Origin of the sequence: Pseudomonas sp. B26(2017) (genome assembly GCF_002113045.1) — a bacterium.
GTDB lineage: Bacteria > Pseudomonadota > Gammaproteobacteria > Pseudomonadales > Pseudomonadaceae > Aquipseudomonas.
This window is the reverse complement of record NZ_NEJJ01000007.1, coordinates 274,082-292,443: the sequence shown is the minus strand read 5'-3', so window position 1 is coordinate 292,443 and position 18,362 is coordinate 274,082. Positions and strand designations below refer to the sequence as shown.

19 protein-coding genes and 1 pseudogene are annotated in these 18,362 nt (G+C 61.4%); 12 read left to right on the top strand and 8 right to left on the bottom strand.

Annotation, left to right across the window (positions count from 1 at the left end; genetic code table 11):
• Nucleotides 1-2 precede the first annotated feature (2 nt).
• Nucleotides 3-623 carry a TetR/AcrR family transcriptional regulator gene (locus CAF79_RS13100; protein WP_085698104.1) on the top strand — a complete coding sequence of 207 codons (621 nt, stop codon included), beginning with the start codon at nt 3-5 and terminating at the stop codon, nt 621-623.
• Between the two features lie 100 nt (nt 624-723).
• On the opposite strand, the gene CAF79_RS13095 is transcribed toward CAF79_RS13100, so the two are convergent.
• The 3 genes from CAF79_RS13095 to CAF79_RS13085 all read right to left on the bottom strand — a co-directional run bounded on the left by CAF79_RS13095 (nt 724) and on the right by CAF79_RS13085 (nt 2,555).
• Nucleotides 724-1,587, bottom strand: coding sequence for a phasin family protein (locus CAF79_RS13095; RefSeq protein ID WP_085698103.1), 864 nt, complete (start codon nt 1,585-1,587; stop codon nt 724-726).
• Between the two features lie 10 nt (nt 1,588-1,597).
• Complete coding sequence (locus CAF79_RS13090; RefSeq protein ID WP_085698102.1) at nt 1,598-2,020, bottom strand: phasin family protein; 423 nt, start codon at nt 2,018-2,020, stop codon at nt 1,598-1,600.
• 259 nt (nt 2,021-2,279) lie between these two features.
• Nucleotides 2,280-2,555 carry a polyhydroxyalkanoic acid system family protein gene (locus CAF79_RS13085; RefSeq protein ID WP_007952417.1) on the bottom strand — a complete coding sequence of 92 codons (276 nt, stop codon included), beginning with the start codon at nt 2,553-2,555 and terminating at the stop codon, nt 2,280-2,282.
• A gap of 165 nt (nt 2,556-2,720) precedes the next feature.
• Here CAF79_RS13085 and ubiE point away from each other — a divergent pair, with 165 nt between their 5' ends.
• The 11 genes and pseudogenes from ubiE (at nt 2,721) to CAF79_RS29720 (ending at nt 10,814) form a co-directional block, all read left to right on the top strand.
• Complete coding sequence (gene ubiE / locus CAF79_RS13080) at nt 2,721-3,491, top strand: bifunctional demethylmenaquinone methyltransferase/2-methoxy-6-polyprenyl-1,4-benzoquinol methylase UbiE (RefSeq protein ID WP_007952418.1); 771 nt, start codon at nt 2,721-2,723, stop codon at nt 3,489-3,491.
• On the top strand, nt 3,491-4,114 hold the full coding sequence (locus CAF79_RS13075) for an SCP2 domain-containing protein (protein ID WP_007952419.1): 624 nt from the start codon (nt 3,491-3,493) through the stop codon (nt 4,112-4,114). The genes ubiE and CAF79_RS13075 overlap by 1 nt, the downstream gene beginning before the upstream one ends.
• On the top strand, nt 4,111-5,715 hold the full coding sequence (gene ubiB / locus CAF79_RS13070) for a ubiquinone biosynthesis regulatory protein kinase UbiB (protein WP_085698101.1): 1,605 nt from the start codon (nt 4,111-4,113) through the stop codon (nt 5,713-5,715). The genes CAF79_RS13075 and ubiB overlap by 4 nt, the downstream gene beginning before the upstream one ends.
• Before the next feature lie 80 nt (nt 5,716-5,795).
• A complete protein-coding gene (gene hisI / locus CAF79_RS13065; RefSeq protein WP_007909357.1) occupies nt 5,796-6,197 on the top strand; it encodes a phosphoribosyl-AMP cyclohydrolase in 402 nt (133 codons plus the stop codon).
• Entirely contained in the window at nt 6,190-6,522 is a 333-nt protein-coding gene (locus tag CAF79_RS13060) for a phosphoribosyl-ATP diphosphatase (RefSeq protein ID WP_007952422.1), read from the top strand. Before hisI ends, CAF79_RS13060 begins: the two co-directional genes overlap by 8 nt.
• 25 nt (nt 6,523-6,547) lie before the next feature.
• Complete coding sequence (locus CAF79_RS13055; RefSeq protein ID WP_007952423.1) at nt 6,548-6,826, top strand: twin-arginine translocase TatA/TatE family subunit; 279 nt, start codon at nt 6,548-6,550, stop codon at nt 6,824-6,826.
• Between the two features lie 10 nt (nt 6,827-6,836).
• Nucleotides 6,837-7,301: a Sec-independent protein translocase protein TatB gene (gene tatB / locus CAF79_RS13050; RefSeq protein WP_085698100.1), complete on the top strand. Its 465-nt coding sequence runs from the start codon at nt 6,837-6,839 to the stop codon at nt 7,299-7,301.
• Entirely contained in the window at nt 7,298-8,086 is a 789-nt protein-coding gene (gene tatC, locus CAF79_RS13045) for a twin-arginine translocase subunit TatC (protein WP_085698099.1), read from the top strand. Before tatB ends, tatC begins: the two co-directional genes overlap by 4 nt.
• Nucleotides 8,083-8,790, top strand: a complete 708-nt coding sequence (locus tag CAF79_RS13040; protein ID WP_085698098.1) for a 16S rRNA (uracil(1498)-N(3))-methyltransferase — start codon at nt 8,083-8,085, stop codon at nt 8,788-8,790. The genes tatC and CAF79_RS13040 overlap by 4 nt, the downstream gene beginning before the upstream one ends.
• A gap of 107 nt (nt 8,791-8,897) precedes the next feature.
• Nucleotides 8,898-9,959 (top strand): annotated as a pseudogene (locus tag CAF79_RS29725) (methyl-accepting chemotaxis protein); the annotation flags it as partial.
• The gene (locus tag CAF79_RS29720) at nt 9,942-10,814 is read left to right on the top strand and encodes a methyl-accepting chemotaxis protein (RefSeq protein ID WP_371917924.1); all 873 of its coding nucleotides are present in this window, start codon (nt 9,942-9,944) and stop codon (nt 10,812-10,814) included. The pseudogene CAF79_RS29725 and the gene CAF79_RS29720, both read left to right, overlap by 18 nt.
• A gap of 129 nt (nt 10,815-10,943) precedes the next feature.
• Here the strand turns inward: CAF79_RS29720 and CAF79_RS13030 are convergent, their stop codons facing one another.
• From CAF79_RS13030 to CAF79_RS13010, 5 genes are all read right to left on the bottom strand, one after another.
• Nucleotides 10,944-11,678 carry an amino acid ABC transporter ATP-binding protein gene (locus CAF79_RS13030; RefSeq protein WP_085698096.1) on the bottom strand — a complete coding sequence of 245 codons (735 nt, stop codon included), beginning with the start codon at nt 11,676-11,678 and terminating at the stop codon, nt 10,944-10,946.
• Nucleotides 11,671-12,630 (bottom strand): amino acid ABC transporter permease, encoded by a 960-nt coding sequence (locus CAF79_RS13025; protein WP_007952431.1) that lies wholly within the window; start codon nt 12,628-12,630, stop codon nt 11,671-11,673. The genes CAF79_RS13030 and CAF79_RS13025 overlap by 8 nt, the downstream gene beginning before the upstream one ends.
• Before the next feature lie 141 nt (nt 12,631-12,771).
• Nucleotides 12,772-13,569, bottom strand: a complete 798-nt coding sequence (locus CAF79_RS13020) for a transporter substrate-binding domain-containing protein (RefSeq protein WP_085698095.1) — start codon at nt 13,567-13,569, stop codon at nt 12,772-12,774.
• A 254-nt stretch (nt 13,570-13,823) separates the two neighbouring features.
• Entirely contained in the window at nt 13,824-16,394 is a 2,571-nt protein-coding gene (gene mdoH / locus CAF79_RS13015; RefSeq protein WP_085698094.1) for a glucans biosynthesis glucosyltransferase MdoH, read from the bottom strand.
• Complete coding sequence (locus CAF79_RS13010) at nt 16,387-18,201, bottom strand: glucan biosynthesis protein G (protein ID WP_085684400.1); 1,815 nt, start codon at nt 18,199-18,201, stop codon at nt 16,387-16,389. The genes mdoH and CAF79_RS13010 overlap by 8 nt, the downstream gene beginning before the upstream one ends.
• Nucleotides 18,202-18,362: the final 161 nt, after the last annotated feature.

Below are 18,362 nucleotides of genomic sequence, written 5' to 3'. Positions count from 1 at the left end.
GGATGAAAACAAGCGAACGGATCCTCGAATGTGCCCTGCAGTTGTTCAATGAAAAGGGCGAGCCGAACGTCTCCACCATGGAGGTTGCCAATGAAATGGGGATCAGCCCAGGCAACCTCTACTACCACTTCCACGGCAAGGAACCGCTGATTCTCGGATTGTTCGAGCGTTTCCAGAACGACCTCGCCCCGCTGCTCGACCCGCCCGCCGATGTCGAACTGGCGCCAGAGGATTACTGGCTGTTCCTGCACCTGATCGTCGAACGGCTGGCGCAATATCGCTTCCTGTTCCAGGACCTGTCGAACCTGGCCGGACGTCTGCCGAAACTCGCCAAGGGCATTCGCCAGTTCCTCAACGTGCTCAAGCGCACGCTGGCGTCATTGCTGGCGCGGCTGAAGGCGTCGGGGCAACTGGTCAGCGACACTCAGGCGCTGGGGCAACTGGTGGAGCAGATCACCATGACGTTGCTGTTCTCGCTGGACTATCAGCGGATTCTCGATCGCGAAGGGGAAGTGCGGCTGGTGGTGTATCAGATCATGATGCTGGTGGCGCCACACCTGTTGCCGCCGGTGAAGGTGGCGACGGAGAGAATGGCGCGGCAGTACCTCGAAGATCACGAATAACGCCAAAGCCCTCTCCTTTGAGGAGAAGGATGGCTTCCAAATCATCCAGACAAAAACGCCCGACCTTCACAGGCCGGGCGTTTTCTTGAGCCCTGAAAAATCAGGACTGACTGGTCGGCGTCGACGGAGTCGATGCAGCAGTCGGAGCAGGCGCCGGGGTTGGAGCCGAGGCGGAGTTCGACGTGCTTGCCAGTGCTTGCGGTGTGGTCACCGGTTTTGGTGCTGCAGCTTTCGGCGCAGCGGCTTTCGGCGCGGCCGGTTTTTTCACTGCCGGTTTTTTCGCCGCAGCCGGTTTGGCGGCAGGCTTGGCAGCGGGTTTGGCGGCAGCGGTTTTCGCTGCTGGCTTGGCCGCAGGTTTGGCGGCTGGTTTTGCAGCCGGCTTGGCGGCGGCCTTGGCAGCAACCGGTTTGGCCGCGGCTTTCGCAGCAGGCTTGGCGGCAGCAGTTTTGGCTGCTGGTTTTGCGGCCGGTTTGGCGGCTTTAGCCAGTGGCTTGGCAGCGGTTTTGGCCGCAGGCTTGGCTGCTGCGGTTTTGGCCGCGACAGGCTGAGCTTTCAGGCCGGTGAGTTTTTCGATCTGTTTGGTCAGGGTATCGACCTTCTTGTGCAGATCCTTCACCTCGTTGCGGCTCGGTACGCCCAGGCGCGAGATCGCACTGTTCAGGCGCTTGTCGAAAGCCCCTTCCAGTTGATCCCAGGTGCCCAGCGCGCGATCTTTCACGCCGCTGATGCGCGATTTTGCCGAGCTTGCAGAATCCTTGGCAGCATCGACTTTCTTGCCGACTGCAGCCTTGGTGAGCTTCTCGGCTTTCTCGCCGTCTTTGACCAATGTATCGAAGAGTTTGCTGCCGTCAGTGTCGATCTTCGAGTACACGCCTAAACCAGCCAGCCAGATCTTGCGGGAATAGTCTTCGACTTTTCCGATCCACGAGCTGCCTTCTTTATCGGTGTTCTTTTTACCAGCCATCCCGTTCTCCTTAAGATTTACGCGCGACGCGTTCGAGCAATGCCGTCAGCTCATCGAGCTTAGCAGAGAGTGCCTCAACGTCATGTTTAGACGGAATGCCGATACGATTCAAGGCACTGGCGACACGCGTGTCGAACGCCTTCTCGACCTTGTCGAGCTGAACTTCGACCCGGCCTTTGAAAGAGCTGACTTCGCTCTTGGCATCATCGATCTCGGCGTTGGCCGCTTCGAGTTTTTCGGTGACGGCTTTTTTGCCTTTCTTTTCAACAGTTTGACCAGCCTTGATCAGCTCTTGAAAGTACTCGCTGCCCTCCTGACCGACCTTGGTGTAGGCACCCAGGCCTGCCAGCCAGATCTTGCGGGCATAGGATTTGACGTCGCTCAGAGCGGAAGTCGAAGCGTCGATTTTTTTCTTCAAAATGACTTTGGCCATGGTGCACCTCACGCGCGGAAGGTTTGAGGAACTGCCCTGACGAGTGTCGGGCTCAGGCACAAAGTAGGGAGAAAAATTAGAAACGGCACCCTAACAACTGACATAAACAGGTGGGCACACCACAAAACAAATGTGGGAGCGAGCTTGCTCCGGGCGGCGATCCGACGAAGGCGTTGTATCAGCCAACATTTCAGTCAGCAGACAGTCCGCATTCGCGAGCAAGCTCGCTCCCACAGGGAGATTTCATTTCAGGCAGAAATCAGACCAGCGCTTTATCCAGCGCCTTTTCGATCTCGGCTTTGATCATGCCGCTCATGGCCGACATCATCAGACCCAGTTCCACGTCGACCCGAATCGAATCCTCGGCCACATGCACCGCGCCCTTCACGCCCGAACGCTTGAGGTTCAGGACATCGCCCGACCACTGCGGCTCCAGGCCATATTGATCGGAGAGTTTCTGCGCCAGTTTGTCGGCTTTCTCGCGGGCCGCTTCCTTGCCCAGGCTGTGGGCACGCTCAACACTGATATGGGCCATCGAATGACTCCTGCTTTTTGAATGGGGCTATGAATGCCTGCAACGAATCTTGACCGCCACTGCGGCAAATCGTCCCGAAGGTTGCCCATCTTACCTTTAGCCATTCCAAGACAAAGCATGGCTTGGGGATTAGAATGTCGCGCATTCTCTTTTGGTGACAGCGATATGACTGATCAGCGCAAAGGCAGCGATGCCGAACCCACCACTCACTTCGGCTTCAAAAACGTTCCGGAAAGCCAGAAAGCGGAAAAAGTCGCTGAGGTTTTCCACTCCGTGGCCGCCAAGTACGACCTGATGAACGACCTTCTGTCGGGCGGCATGCACCGTCTGTGGAAACGCTTCGCGATCGAACTCTCGGGCGTACGCGCCGGCAACCGCGTGCTGGACATCGCCGGCGGCACCGGCGACCTGACCAAGAAATTCTCGCACCTGGTCGGCCCGACCGGTCAGGTCGTTCTCGCGGACATCAACGAATCCATGCTCAAGGTCGGTCGTGACCGCCTGCTGGATGTCGGTGTGTCGGGCAACGTCGAGTTCGTCCAGGCCGACGCTGAAAAGCTGCCGTTCCCGGACAACCATTTCGACTGCGTGACCATCGCCTTCGGCCTGCGCAACGTGACGCATAAAGAAGACGCCCTGCGTTCGATGCTGCGCGTGCTCAAGCCCGGCGGCCGCCTGCTGGTGCTGGAATTCTCCAAGCCGACCAACGCGCTGATGTCCAAGGCCTATGACGCCTACTCGTTCGCCTTCATGCCGCTGATGGGCAAGCTGATCACCAACGACTCGGAAAGCTATCGCTACCTGGCCGAATCGATCCGCATGCACCCGAATCAGGAAACCCTGAAGTCGATGATGGTCGACGCCGGTTTCGACCGCGTGACCTATCACAACATGACCGCAGGCATCGTCGCCCTGCACCGCGGCATCAAACCCTGATGCTGCTGACCGGGCTGCTCGCCAGCGTCGAACTCGGCCTCAACCGTGTGCTGCGTCTCGACAGCACGGCGCTGCCGAGACTGGCGCACCTGACCGGCAAAGTGATTGCCGTGGATTGCCGCAGCCCGGCGCTGCAACTGTTCATCCTGCCGAGCGACGAAGGCCTGATGCTGGCGTCCCACTGGGAAACCGGCGTCGACTGCACCCTGCGCGCCCCGGCCTCGAGCCTGGTGAAACTGGCCCTGAGCAAGGACAAGACCGCGGTGCTGCACGCGCCGGAAGTCGAACTCGACGGCGACAGCGGCGTGCTGCTGGAGCTGGCGGGCGTGCTGCAGGACCTGGAGCTGGACTGGGAGTACGAACTCTCGCGCTGGCTGGGACCTGTCGCCACGCAACTGGTCGGCGGCCACCTGCGCAGCCGCGCCCGCTGGTATCAACAAGGATTTGCCAGCCTCAACCAGAACCTCGCTGAATACCTGGCCGAAGAATCGCGCACCCTCGTCGGGCAGCGCGAAGCCGAAGCCCGTTTCAGCGAACTGGACCGGATCAAACTCGATCTGGAACGTCTCGAGGCGCGCTTCGAGCGCCTTTCCCGATCCCTCGACCCAAGCGATAACGCATGAAGCTGCTCGCCGTCCGCCGTCTGTTGCGCATCCAGCGCGTCGTGATCCGCTACCGCCTCGATGACTTGCTGTTCGATCTGCCTTTGCCGTGGTTCCTGCTGGCGCTGCGCTACGTCCTGCCGTGGCGCTGGTTCCCGCGCAAGCCGCTGGACCTCAGCCGTGGCGCACGCCTGCGCCTGGCGTTGCAGGACCTGGGGCCGATTTTCATCAAGTTCGGGCAGATCCTCTCGACCCGCCGCGACCTGCTGCCGGAAGACATCGCCGATGAACTGATGCTGTTGCAGGACCGCGTGCCGCCGTTCGATTCGCAGCTGTCGGTCAAGCTGATCGAAGGACAACTGGGCAAAAAGATCAGTGAAGTGTTCAGCCGCTTCGACGTCGAACCGCTGGCCTCGGCCTCGGTGGCGCAGGTACACGCCGCACAACTGAAGACCGGCGAAGAAGTGGTGGTCAAGGTGATCCGCCCGGGCCTGAAACCGGTGATCGCCCAGGATCTGGCGTGGCTGTTCATCCTCGCCCGCGCCGCCGAGAAGGTCTCCGCCGACGCCCGTCTGCTGCACCCGGTGGACGTGGTTAGCGACTATGAAAAAACCATCTACGACGAACTCGACCTGTTGCGCGAGGCAGCCAACGCCAGTCAGTTGAGGCGCAACTTCGAAGGCTCGCCGCTGCTCTACGTGCCGCAAGTCTATTGGGATTGGTGCCGGCCGAAAGTGCTGGTGATGGAGCGCATCTACGGGATTCAGGTGACCGATCTGGCGACCCTCGCCGACCAGCGCACCGACATGAAAATGCTCGCCGAACGCGGCGTGGAGATCTTCTTCACCCAAGTGTTCCGCGACAGTTTCTTCCACGCCGACATGCACCCGGGCAACATCTTCGTCAGCACCGTCAATCCGTGGAGCCCGCAGTACATCGCGATCGACTGCGGCATCGTCGGCAGCCTGACCCCGGAAGACCAGGACTATCTGGCGCGCAACCTGTTCGCCTTCTTCAAGCGCGACTATCGCCGTGTGGCGCAATTGCACATCGATTCGGGCTGGGTGCCGGCGGAAACCAAGCTCAATGAATTCGAAGCGGCGATCCGTACCGTGTGCGAGCCGATCTTCGAAAAACCATTAAAAGATATTTCATTTGGCCAGGTGCTGATGCGCCTGTTCCAGACCGCGCGCCGCTTCAACATGGAAGTGCAGCCGCAACTCGTATTGCTGCAAAAGACCCTGCTGAACATCGAAGGCCTGGGCCGTCAGCTGTACCCGGACCTCGATCTGTGGAACACCGCGCAGCCGTTCCTCGAACGCTGGATGCGCGAGCGCGTCAGCCCGAAAGCCTTGCTCGGCAACGTCCAGAGCCAGTTCGAACAGCTGCCGCACCTGGCCAACATGGCCCGCGATCTGCTCGAAAGGATGTCCCAGCCCCACGCCAACGACCCGCCGCCACCGTGGAAAAAACGCAAGGACGATTGGTTCCTGCGTCTGCTCGGCAGTGCGCATCTGGCGGGAGGTACTATCCTCGCTGCCGGTGGTCCGCTGAACGAATTGGGGCATTGGCCTGCCGGGATCATGGTGGCCGTCGGCTTGTATCTGGTCGTTCGCCGATAGCCAGTTCCGTGATCGGCTGGCACACTGTTTCAACGCCTGAACCCGACTATTGAAGTGTGGGTTCGCTGTCGGAGTCGAAGATGAAAAACTGGCTGGACGAGATCAAGTGGGACGCCGATGGCCTGGTGCCGGCGATTGCCCAGGATCACAAGACCGGACGCGTATTGATGATGGCCTGGATGAACCGCGAAGCCCTGGAGCTGACTGCGGCGGAAAACCGTGCCATCTATTGGTCACGTTCCCGTGGCAAGCTGTGGCGCAAGGGCGAAGAGTCCGGCCACGTACAGACATTGCATGAAATGCGTCTGGACTGCGACGCCGACGTCATCATCCTGATGGTCGAACAGATCGGCGACATCGCGTGCCATACCGGCCGTCAAAGCTGCTTCTACCGCGTTTTCGAAAACGGCGACTGGAAAACGGTCGACCCGGTCCTGAAAGACCCGCACGCTATTTACTCCGCAGGACACAAACATGAGTGACACCCTGACCCGCCTCGCTCAGGTGCTGGAAGAGCGCAAGGGCGCAGCCGCCGACAGCTCGTATGTCGCCAGCCTGTATCACAAGGGTCTGAACAAGATTCTGGAGAAAGTCGGCGAAGAATCGGTCGAAACGATCATTGCCGCCAAGGACGCCGCCGTCAGCGGCGACTGCAGCGACGTGATCTACGAGACTGCAGACCTGTGGTTCCACAGCATGGTCATGCTCGCCCAGCTGGGGCAGCATCCGCAGGCAGTGCTGGATGAACTGGATCGCCGTTTCGGCCTGTCCGGACACGTCGAGAAAGCCTCGCGCCCGTCCGCCTGAACAACTATTAGAGAGGAACAGCAACATGGGCATTTTTGACTGGAAACACTGGATCGTCATCCTGGTGGTCGTGGTACTGGTGTTCGGCACCAAGAAACTTAAAAACCTAGGTACCGACGTTGGCGAGTCGATCAAGGGCTTTCGCAAGGCCATGAACGACGACGAAAAGCCGGCCGATCCGACCGTCACGCCTGCGCAGCCGGTTCCACCGGTACAGCCGCAAGCCACTGCTCAGGCCAACCCGCCGCACACCATCGACGTGCAGGCGCAGAAAGTCGAAGAGCCGATCCGCAAAGACGTGTGAGCACTGACTAATGTTTGGTATCAGCTTCTCTGAACTGCTGCTCGTCGGCCTCGTGGCTCTGCTGGTGCTGGGCCCCGAGCGTCTGCCGGGTGCTGCGCGCACCGCCGGCCTGTGGGTCGGACGGCTGAAGCGCAGCTTCAACGCGATCAAACAGGAAGTTGAACGTGAAATCGGTGCCGACGAAATCCGTCGGCAACTGCACAACGAGCACATCCTGTCGCTGGAGCAGGAGGCGCGGAAAATCTTCACGCCACCGGTTCAGCAGGAGCCGACGCCCGTGCAGCCGGCGGCAGACCAGACGCCAACACCGCCTGTCGCTGAGCAAACGATTCATGCACCGGCGAGCGTCGAGCACGTTTCTGCCGCAGCCGCTGAAGCTGCCCCGGTCATGAAACCGATCGAACCCGTAGCACCTGCGGCTGCGCCAACCACGCCAGCCCCTCACGACCCAACACAGCCTCCGCGAGCCCCATGAGCGATCTCCCCGAAAACGACCAGCACATGCCGCTGGTTTCGCACCTCACCGAGTTGCGCACCCGCCTGCTGCGTTGCGTGGCGGCGATCTTCATCATCTTCGCCGGGCTGTTTGCCTTCACCCAGCAGATCTACACCTTCGTCTCGACGCCGCTGCGCCAGTACCTGCCGGCCGGCGCGACGATGATCGCCACCGACGTGTCGTCGCCGTTCCTGACGCCGCTGAAGCTGACGATGATGGTCTCGCTGTTCCTGGCGATTCCGGTGATCCTGCATCAGATCTGGGGGTTCATCGCACCGGGCCTGTACAAGCATGAAAAGCGCGTCGCGGTGCCGTTGCTGATTTCCAGCATCCTGCTGTTCTACACCGGCATGGCGTTCGCCTACTTCTTCGTGTTCCCGCTGATCTTCAAGTTCTTCGCCTCGGCCACCCCGGCCGGCGTGGAAATGATGACCGACATCACCAGTTACCTCGACTTCGTCATGACGCTGTTCTTCGCCTTCGGCGTGGCGTTCGAAATCCCGGTGGCCGTGGTGCTGCTGGTGTGGATCGGTGTGGTCGACGTCAAATACCTGAAGAAGATCCGACCGTACGTGATCATCGGCTGCTTCGTGGTCGGCATGATCCTGACCCCGCCGGACATCTTCTCCCAGACCCTGCTGGCCGTGCCGATGTGGATGCTGTTCGAAGTCGGCATCCTGTTCGGCAGCCTGGTGAGCAAGCGCGAGCGTCCGGAAGAAACCGTCGACGATCATAACGACCAGCCGCCAGCGACTCAGCCATGAACCTGCTGCTGCTCGAAGAAGCCGACTTCATCGCGGCCGACCGTGTCGTGCTGCGTGATCGGCGCCTGACCCACATGCAGGAAGTCCACCGCTCGGAAGTCGGCGACAGCCTGCGGGTCGGACGCATCAACGGGTTGATGGGCTCGGCCGAGTTGCTGCGTCTGGAAGCGGGCGAAGCCGAACTGCAAGTCACCCTCGACCAACCACCGCCGGCCAAACTGCCGCTGACCCTGGTACTCGCCCTGCCCCGCCCGAAGATGCTGCGCCGGGTGTTCCAGACCGTAGCGACGATGGGCGTGTCGAAGGTGATTCTGGTCAACAGCTACCGGGTCGAGAAAAGCTTCTGGCAGACGCCGTTCCTGGAGCCGGAAGCGATCCGCGAACAACTGATCCTCGGCCTCGAACAGGCCCGCGATACCGTTCTGCCGGAAATCATCATCGAGAAGCGCTTCAAGCCGTTCGTCGAAGATCGCCTGCCGGCCATTACCGACGGCACCCTCGGTCTGGTCGGCCATCCGGGCAACTTCCCGCCTTGCCCCCGCGCGCTCAGCGAACCGGTAACCCTGGCAATCGGCCCCGAAGGTGGCTGGATTCCCTACGAAATCGACCTGCTGGCCAAATCCGGCCTGCAACCGGTGCAACTCGGCGAGCGTATCCTGCGGGTCGAAACCGCCGTCACTGCGCTGCTCGCCCGGCTGTTCTGAACACTGCCGTTCCAGGCCCTTCACCAGACAAATCGCGTTACAGATTGCCATCATGCGGCCGATACACTCTCCATAAGTCCAAATAGTGGTCCGAGGGGAGTCGTCGCATGTACCGTTGGTTAGCCGAGAGTCTTGGAAACGTCAGCGTTAAACGTAAGCTTGGAATCGGTTTCGGCCTGGTGCTGCTGCTGACCCTGTTGATCACCTTCACCGGCTGGACCGGCATGAGCGGAATCATCAGCCGGGGCGACAAGCTCGGTTTCATCTCCAGCCTCAACGAGCTGACCAAAGACCTGCGCCTGGCGCGCCTGGACTATGAAGCCCGCCGTGGCGAACAGGGCCCCGGCGCGGTCAACGAGCTGCTCGGCAAACTCGACAGCGGCCTGCAAAGCGCTCGCGGCATGATCGAGCAACCGTCCGACGTGGCCCTGATCGATCAGCAACTGGCGGCAGTCGCCGAATACAAACGTGCCTTTGCCGACATGACCCAGGCCACCGTGCAGCGTGAAGACGCCCGCAGCAAACTCGGCGCCAGCGCCGACAACGCCGTGGCCAAGGTCAGCGAAGTCGAAAAATCCCTGCTGCAAGGCGACAGCGTTGCGCAATTCAACAGCGTGATCGAGCTGAGCAAACTGCTGCAGCAGGCGCGCTATCAGGTGCGCGGCTACACCTACAGCGGCAAGGCCGACGCCGAACAACCGGCGCTGGATGCCATCGCCGCCGCCCTGAACAGTCTGGAAAGCCTGCCGAGCAAACTGCCCGAGCAACACATCGCCAACCTGCAACAGGCCACCGAATCGCTGAAGACTTACCGCGCTGCCGTCAGCCAGTTCCGCGACTCCCAGGTGAACAACGCCAAGGCGCTGGCTCGCATGTCGACCCAGGGCGACATCCTGCTCGACGTCAGCAAAAAACTCACCGAATCCCAGACCATCGTCCGCGACACCGACGCCGCGCACGCCAAAAACATGCTGATGATTGCCACCCTGCTGGCCTTGGCCTTCGGTCTGCTCGCGGCCTGGGCGATCACCCGGCAGATCATCATTCCGCTGGAGCAGACCCTGAAAGTCGCCGAACGCGTGGCCGCCGGCGACCTGACCCACAATCTGGTGTCCCTGCGCCGTGACGAACTCGGTCAGTTGCAGCGTTCGATGCAGAGCATGACCCAGGGCCTGCGCGAACTGATCGGCGGGATCAGCGACGGCGTGACCCAGATCGCCAGCGCTGCCGAACAGTTGTCCGCCGTGACCGAACAGACCAGCGCCGGGGTCAACAATCAGAAAGTCGAGACCGACCAGGTCGCGACCGCCATGAACGAAATGGCCGCCACCGTGCAGGAAGTCGCGCGCAACGCCGAGGAAGCTTCGGAAGCGGCCGTCGCTGCTGACCAGCAGGCCCGTGAAGGCGACAAGGTGGTGGGCGAGGCCATCGCCCAGATCGAACGTCTGGCCGCCGAAGTCGGCCATTCCACCGAGGCCATGGGCGAACTCAAGCGCGAAAGCGACAAGATCGGCAGCGTGCTCGACGTCATCAAGTCCGTGGCCCAGCAAACCAACCTGCTGGCCCTCAACGCCGCCATCGAAGCCGCCCGCGCGGGTGAAGCCGGACGTGGTTTTGCGGTGGTGGCCGATGAAGTGCGCAGCCTCGCCCAGCGCACCCAGAAGTCCACCGAAGAGATCGAAGAGCTGATCGTCGGCCTGCAGAACGGCACCCAGCAAGTGGCGACGATCATGGATAACAGCCGCACCCTGACCGACAGCAGCGTCGAGCTGACCCGACGTGCCGGTGGTTCGCTGGAAAGCATCACCCGCACCGTTTCGGCGATTCAGGCGATGAACCAGCAGATCGCAGCGGCGGCCGAGCAGCAGAGTGCCGTGGCCGAGGAGATCAACCGCAGCGTGCTGAATGTGCGGGACGTCTCGGACCAGACCTCGGCGGCCAGTGAAGAGACGGCGGCCTCGAGCGTCGAACTGGCGCGTTTGGGCACTCACCTGCAAACGCTGGTGGGCCGGTTCAAGGTATAACGCTTGATCGTTCCCACGCTCTGCGTGGGAATGCATCCTGTGACGCTCCGCGTCACGCTTGCGAAGGGACGCAGAGCGTCCTGAGCGGCATTCCCACCCAGAGCGTGGGAACGATCGGTGATGTCGCGTTTAGAGAACTTGTCGCAGGAACGCCTGGGCTCGCGGATCCTTCGGCGCGTCGAAGAATTCCGTCGGCGAAGCATCTTCCAGCAGTTTGCCGTGATCGAAGAACAACACCCGATCCGCCACTTCCCGGGCAAAACCCATTTCGTGGGTCACGCAGACCATGGTCATGCCTTCCACGGCCAGGTTTTTCATCACGTCCAGTACTTCGCCGACCATTTCCGGGTCGAGGGCCGAAGTCGGCTCGTCGAACAGCATGACCTTGGGATCCATCGCCAGCGCCCGGGCAATCGCCACACGCTGCTGCTGACCGCCGGACAGGCGCGACGGGTACTCGCGGGCCTTCTGGGCGATACCGACCTTCTCCAGCAACGCCAACGCCTTGGCTTCGCTTTCTTTCTGGCCGCGCTTGCGCACGACTTTCTGCGCAAGGCACAGGTTCTCCAGCACGGTCATGTGCGGGAACAGATTGAAATGCTGGAACACCATGCCGACTTCGCGGCGGTAGGCGTTGATGTCGGTTTTCGGGTCGACCAGTTGCAGGCCGTCGATGCTCACCGAACCGGAATCGAATTCTTCCAGACCATTAAGGCAACGCAGGAAGGTCGACTTGCCGGAACCGGACGGACCGATCACCACCAGCACTTCACCCTTGGCGACAACGGTGCTGACGTTATCCACCGCGCGCACCACTTGCCCACGGGTGTCGAAGACTTTTACCAGATCGCGGACTTCAATCACTTTGCGCGAGCCTCCGCTCAAGCCGGCTGGCGATTTTCGACAGCGGCAGGTTGATCAACAAGTACAGGCCGGCGACGCAGAACAGGATTTCGAACGGCGAGAACGAGGTGGTGATGACTTCACGGCCGCTTTTCAGCAGCTCGGTAATGGCGATCACCGACACCAGCGAAGTGTCCTTGACCAGACTGATGAACTGTCCGGCCAGCGGCGGTAGCACGCGCTTGAACGCTTGCGGCAACACCACATGACGCATCGACTGGCCGGCACTCAGGCCCAGCGAACGGGCCGCTTCGTTCTGCCCACGGGCAATCGACTGCACACCGGAACGGATGATTTCCGCCACGTAGGCGCCCGTGAACAGCGACAGCGCAGCGATCCCGGCGAACTCCCGGGACAGGTTCATTACCGTGCCAATGAAGAAATAAAAAATGAAGATCTGCACCAACAGCGGCGTGCCGCGTACCAGTTCGACATAGATCGTCGACAGGTCGCGCAGGGTCGGGTTGCTCGACAGCCGGCACAGCCCGGTGGCCAGACCGATCAACAAACCCAGCACGCCGGACACCACCGACAGCCAAAGTGTCGTCCACAGGCCCCACAACAGCGGACCCGCCGCCCAATGCCGCGTCACGCCCACGACGTCGCCTTCGGCCACATCGTCGCCCTGGGCGAATTGCAGGCTGTTTTCGTCGACGGTCAGGTGCTGCTCGTCACCGGCATCGTTGCGCAGGGTGACTTGCGCGCTGCCGCCCTTGCGCACCAGTTCGCTGACGGTGGAAATATCGGTCGCGCGCTGGGTTTCCTCGGCCTGATAGGCGAAGTACTGCGGCACACGGTTCCAGCGCCATTCGTAGGACATCAGCGACGTGGCGTAATACAGCGCGCCGGCCAGGCCGACCAGCACCAGCACGGTCAGGACGTGCCAGGGCCATTGGGCTTTTTTCTGTTTCATTGAATGTTTCTCTGATTCGCTCGTTCCCACGCTCTGCGTGGGAATGCATCCTGTGACGCTCTGCGTCACGCTTGCGAAGGGACGCGGAGCGTCCCGGGCGGCGTTCCCACGCAAAGCGTGGGAACGATCAGCGGGCGGGCCTTATTCCATGTCCTTGAGCCACTCGGTGCTCTTGAACCACTTGTCATGGATGCGATCGTAGGTGCCGTCTTCGTGGATCTGGTGCAGGAAGTTGTTGATGAAGTTGATGCTGTCGTAGTCACCCTTCTTCAGACCGAACGCCAGCGGCTCGTAGGTGAACGGCTTGTCGAGGAACACCAGCTTGCCGGCGCCGACCTTGTTCACCGCGACCACGTTGTACGGGGCGTCGTAGATAAAGGCGTCAGCCTTGCCGTTGACCACGTCGAGCACGGCTTCCTGCTCGTTGTCGTAGCCGTGGTACTTGGCCTTGGAGATCAGCTTCTTGGCGACCATCTCGCCAGTGGTGCCAAGCTTGGAGGTGATGCGGTAGTCGGCGCTGTTCAGGTCTTTGTAGGACTTGATGGTGCCTTCCAGCTCCTTGCGGATCAGCAGGGTCTGGCCGACCACGATGAACGGTTCGCTGAAGTTCAGGCGCAGGTTGCGTTCCTGGGTCAGGGTCATGCCGCTGCCGATCATGTCGAACTTGTCGGTCATCAGTGCCGGGATGATCCCGTCATAACCGGTGGAGACCAGTTCCAGCTTGACGCCCATGGCCTTGGTCATGGCTTTGAGGAGATCGACTTCGAAACCGATGATTTCGCCGCGCTTGTTGGTCATTTCGAACGGCATGTAGGTCGGATCCATACCGACTTTCAACGAGCCGCGCTTGACCGCGTCATCGATTGCGCCGGCCTGCGCCGCGTTGACTGCAACCAGTGCCGTGACGCCGACCAGCAGCATCGACAGATACTTCTTCATCTTCAAGTCCCCAAAACCATTGCGTTTGCAGCGCGAAAAACGACAGAAATGGACAAGAGTGTCCGGGTGCGCCAATTCGGGGACGGATGCTAACGCACTCGTTCGTTTGCACAAGGTTTTTTGATCGGTCGGTGCCGGATGGGACGCAGAGCGTCCCGGCCTGTATTCCCACGCAGACGGTTCGACGCGGGGAACGATTGATCCGCGTCAGTAATCGGCAGGCAAAAAAACCCCGCTTTCGCGGGGTTTCTTCATCAGGCCGGTTGCGCCTGCAAGCTCACCGGCTTGAGCGGCAGCAGCGGCGCATGGGGATCAGCTTTCACCGAGGCCCGCCAGGCGTCCAGCCACTCGGCGTGGCCTTCGGCCCACACCTGCTCGTGCAGACGGGCCAGGGCCACCGGATCGCTCAGCAGTTGCAGGCGCTCATGGTTGTTCAGCCCGGCCGGGCCGACCTTGATCGCGTGACGCACACGTTCCTGACGCAGCCATTCGATCGGCTCGGCCTCACCGTGACGCGAGGTCGCCAGCGAGCACGCCAGGGCGTTCTGCTGCGGATCGACCACGGCGCGGATGAAGCCATCGTTCAGCGCGTGCCAGCGGTTTTCGTGGGTGTACTGATCGGTGGCCAGCAGCGCCTGTGGCGGATTGTATTCCTCGGGGATGAGGAACAGGCTCTCGTCACGGGATTTGAGGCCCAAACCGACGCGGCTGGAAATCACCGACACCGGAATCGACAGCATCAGCGAACCGACGATCGGCACCAGCCACCACAGGAAGCTCGGGTTCAGCCAGATCACCAGCAGCGCCCAGAGGAAGCCCAACAGGGTCTGCGGACCGTGACGCTTGACCGCTTCGCTCCACGGCGTCGAATCGTCGTCACGCTGCGGCGAGTTCCAGGTCGCAGCCCAGCCGAGGAACGCGGCGAGCACGAAACGGGTGTGGAAAATCATCCGCACCGGCGCCAGCAGCATGGAGAACAGCATCTCCAGCAGCATCGACAGAGTCACCTTGAACTTGCCGCCGAACTCTTTCGCGCCCTTGGCCCAGATCAGGATGACGCTCAACAGTTTCGGCAGGAACAGCAGCACGATGGTCGTCGAGAACAGCGCAATCGCTTTGTCCGGGTGCCATTGCGGCCACAGCGGATACAACTGACGCGGTTCGAGGAAGTACTGCGGCTCCATCAGCGTGTTCACCGCCAGCAGCGCGGTCGACAGCACCAGGAAGAAGAACCACAAAGGCGCCGACAGGTAAGACATCACGCCGGTCAGGAACACCGCGCGGTGCACCGGGTGCATGCCTTTGACCAGGAACAGGCGGAAGTTCATCAGGTTGCCGTGGCACCAGCGACGGTCACGCTTGAGCTCGTCGAGCAGGTTCGGCGGCAGTTCCTCGTAGCTGCCCGGCAGATCGTAGGCAATCCACACGCCCCAGCCGGCACGGCGCATCAGCGCGGCTTCAACGAAGTCGTGAGAGAGGATCGCACCGGAGAACGCACCCTTGCCCGGCAACGGCGCCAGGGCGCAGTGGTCGATGAACGGCTTCATGCGGATGATCGCGTTGTGACCCCAGTAGTGGGATTCACCCAGCTGCCAGAAGTGCAGACCGGCCGTGAACAACGGACCGTACACGCGGGTGGCGAACTGCTGCATGCGTGCATACAGCGTGTCCATGCCCGAAGCGCGCGGCGCGGTCTGGATGATGCCGGCGTCCGGAGTGGCCTCCATCAGGCGCACCAGACTGGTCAGGCACTCGCCGCTCATCACCGAGTCGGCGTCGAGCACGACCATGTACTTGTAGTCACCGCCCCAGCGACGGCAGAAGTCGTCGAGGTTGCCGCTCTTGCGTTTGACGCGGCGGCGACGGCGGCGATAGAAGATCTTGCCGAAGCCCTTGGCTTCGCGGCAGACGTCCAGCCAGGCCTGCTGCTCGGCAACGCAGATGTCGGTGTCGTTACTGTCGCTGAGGACGAAGAAGTCGAAACGGTCCAGGTCACCGGTAGCCGCGACCGACTCGAAGGTCGCGCGCAGGCCGGCGAACACCCGAGGCACGTCTTCGTTGCAGATCGGCATCACCAGCGCGGTGCGCGCGTCTTTCGGAATCGGCTCGTTACCGGCACTTTTACCGGAGATCCGGTACTTATCGTGGCCGGTGAGCAATTCGAGGAAGCCCATCAGCGCGGTCCAGAAACCGGCCGACACCCAGCAGAACAGAATCCCGAACATGATCAGGATGCTGGTCTGCAGCGCATACGGCAGCACTTGCGTGGCGGTTTGCAGCAGCGGTTGATGCAGGACTTCTTCCAGATCGACAAACGACCAGCCCTGGTACGGCATGATGCCTTTCATGTACCAGCCGGCGACGATGGTCTGACCCAGCATCAGCAGCAAAAGAATGTAGCGACGGATCGAACCGACCGTGCGCCAGCGCGCCGCCGGCAGCACGTTGGCGTCCTTCGGCGGTTTCGGCGGATTGGTCCGGCCGGTCAGGCGGCGCCAGCCACGCACCAGAATGTTGGTGCGCCACGGTTCCGGCACGACCTTGGTCCGACGGATCGGCGGCGTGGCCTTCATGCTGATCCGGCCGCTGGCGTCGAGCACCAGCATTTCCGCGTCTTGCAGCTCTTCGGCGGTGCTCAGGATCAGGCGCTTGCCCACCGAAGCCTGGGCGGCTTCGGTCGGAGCGTCAAAGGTCTTGGACGACAGGCGTTCATGCAATTCGCTGAAGGACCGGCAGCCCGCGAGTTCCGCGCGCTGCTCGTCGGTCATCGGCAGATGCGCCAGGTACTCGGACAGAGTCTCTGGCTGTACTTGAGAGTTACTCATCGGCAGGCAACTGATAGCTCCAGGTCTCGGTCAGGACTTCTTCAGTCGGTGCCGATTCCGGTGTGGCTGGGGCCGCGTCCGCAGCGGCTGGCTGCTTGGCGTCTTTGTTGGCCTTGTCCTTGGCATCTGCAACCGGCTTGGCGTCGGCCTGTTTGGCCTCGGCGGCCTTGGCTTCCTTGTCGGCTTTCTCTTGTTGCTTGGCGGCAACCTTGTCGGCCTTGGCCACCGACGAATTGGACGTCGGCACCGAAGACTTGGCCAGATCAGCGGTAACCACTGGCTGCACCAGTGCTGCGCGCATCTCGGTGGACTTGCTCGGGTCCTTGATCTTCATCCGCAGGGTCAGGCGCCAGCCCTTGGTTTCCGGGTTGTAGCGCACGCTGTTCTCGACCAGTTCGGCGTTGTCGCCGACGCTGACCTGGCTGCGAACGTCCGCATCCGGGGCCAAAGCGGCCAGGGACGGGCCTTCGAAGTCGATCAGGTAGGCAACGCTGCCATCCGGCTGACGGATCAGGTTCGATTGCTTGACGTCACCCGTGGAGCGCAGGGTCTGGTTGACCCAGGCGCTGTCCGGCGCGTGCAGCGCGGCTTCGTCGATGGTCCAGTGCATGCGGTAGGCGAAGTCCAGCGGCTGGCCCGGCTCCGGCAGTTTTTCCGGGCTCCAGAACGCAACGATGTTGTCGTTGGTTTCGTCGGCGGTCGGGATCTCGACCAGATCGACGGTGCCTTTGCCCCAGTCGCCCTTCGGCTCGATCCAGGCGCTTGGGCGCTTGTCGTAGCGGTCGTCGAGGTCTTCGTAGTGGCTGAAATCACGGCCACGTTGCAGCAGACCGAAACCACGCGGGTTCTCGACGCTGAAGTTGCTCACGGCTAGGTGTTTCGGGTTGTTCAGCGGACGCCAGATCCACTCGCCATTGCCGGCATGGATCGACAGACCGCTGGAGTCGTGCAGCTCACGACGGTAGTTGAGCACTTTCGACGGCTGGTTGGCGCCGAACAGGAACATGCTGGTCAGCGGCGCAATGCCAAGCTTGCCGACCTTGTCACGCAGGTACATCTGGCCCTTGACGTCGACGATCGTGTCGCTGCCCGGACGCAGGATCAGACGGTAGGCGCCGGTCGCACGCGGCGAGTCCAGCAGGGCGAAGATCACCAGGTGCTTGTCGCCCGGCTTCGGCTGCTGAATCCAGAACTCGCGAAAACGCGGGAATTCTTCGCCGGACGGCAGAGCGGTATCGATCGCAAGGCCACGGGCCGACAGGCCGTAGGTGTGACCCTTGCCGACGACGCGGAAGTAGCTCGCGCCCAGCATGGTCATGATTTCGTCTTGCTTGTCAGCCTTGTTGATCGGGTACAGCACACGGAAACCGGCGTAGCCCAGTTGTTCGGTAGCCTTCGGATCGAACTGCAGGTCGCCGAAATCGAAACGGCTCGGATCGTATTTGATCTCTTCGACGGTGTTCGCGGTGATTTCGTTGATTTTCACCGGCGTATCGAAGTGCATGCCCTGATGATAGAAGGACAGCTTGAACGGGGTCTTCTGGTCGGCCCATTCGGCTTTTTCGGTGCGGAAACGGATCTTCTGATAGTCCGCGAATTTCATCTCACGGAATTCGTTTGGCAGGTTGCTGCGCGGGGCTTCGAACTTCTGCCCGGCCAGCTCTTTGGCCTTGGCCGACACATCGTCAAGATTGAATGCCCAAAGCTGGCCGGCGCTGAGCAGGCAGAGTACTGCCGAGCCCGCTACCAGAGCGCTGCGCAAGCGTTTGGCAGACAATTTTGCTGCATTACAGGGACTAACAATCACGAGCAACCCTCGCCGAAAACAGATCAATAAACCAACGGCCAGATGAAGTGCCTGTGAGGGATTCGGTACAAAAAAACCGACCTTTCAGGGCACCCTTGCCAAGTTGGCGAGCATTGTTCCGACTCCGCTGGGTCAAAATGATTCCCCAATCGGATCCGGAC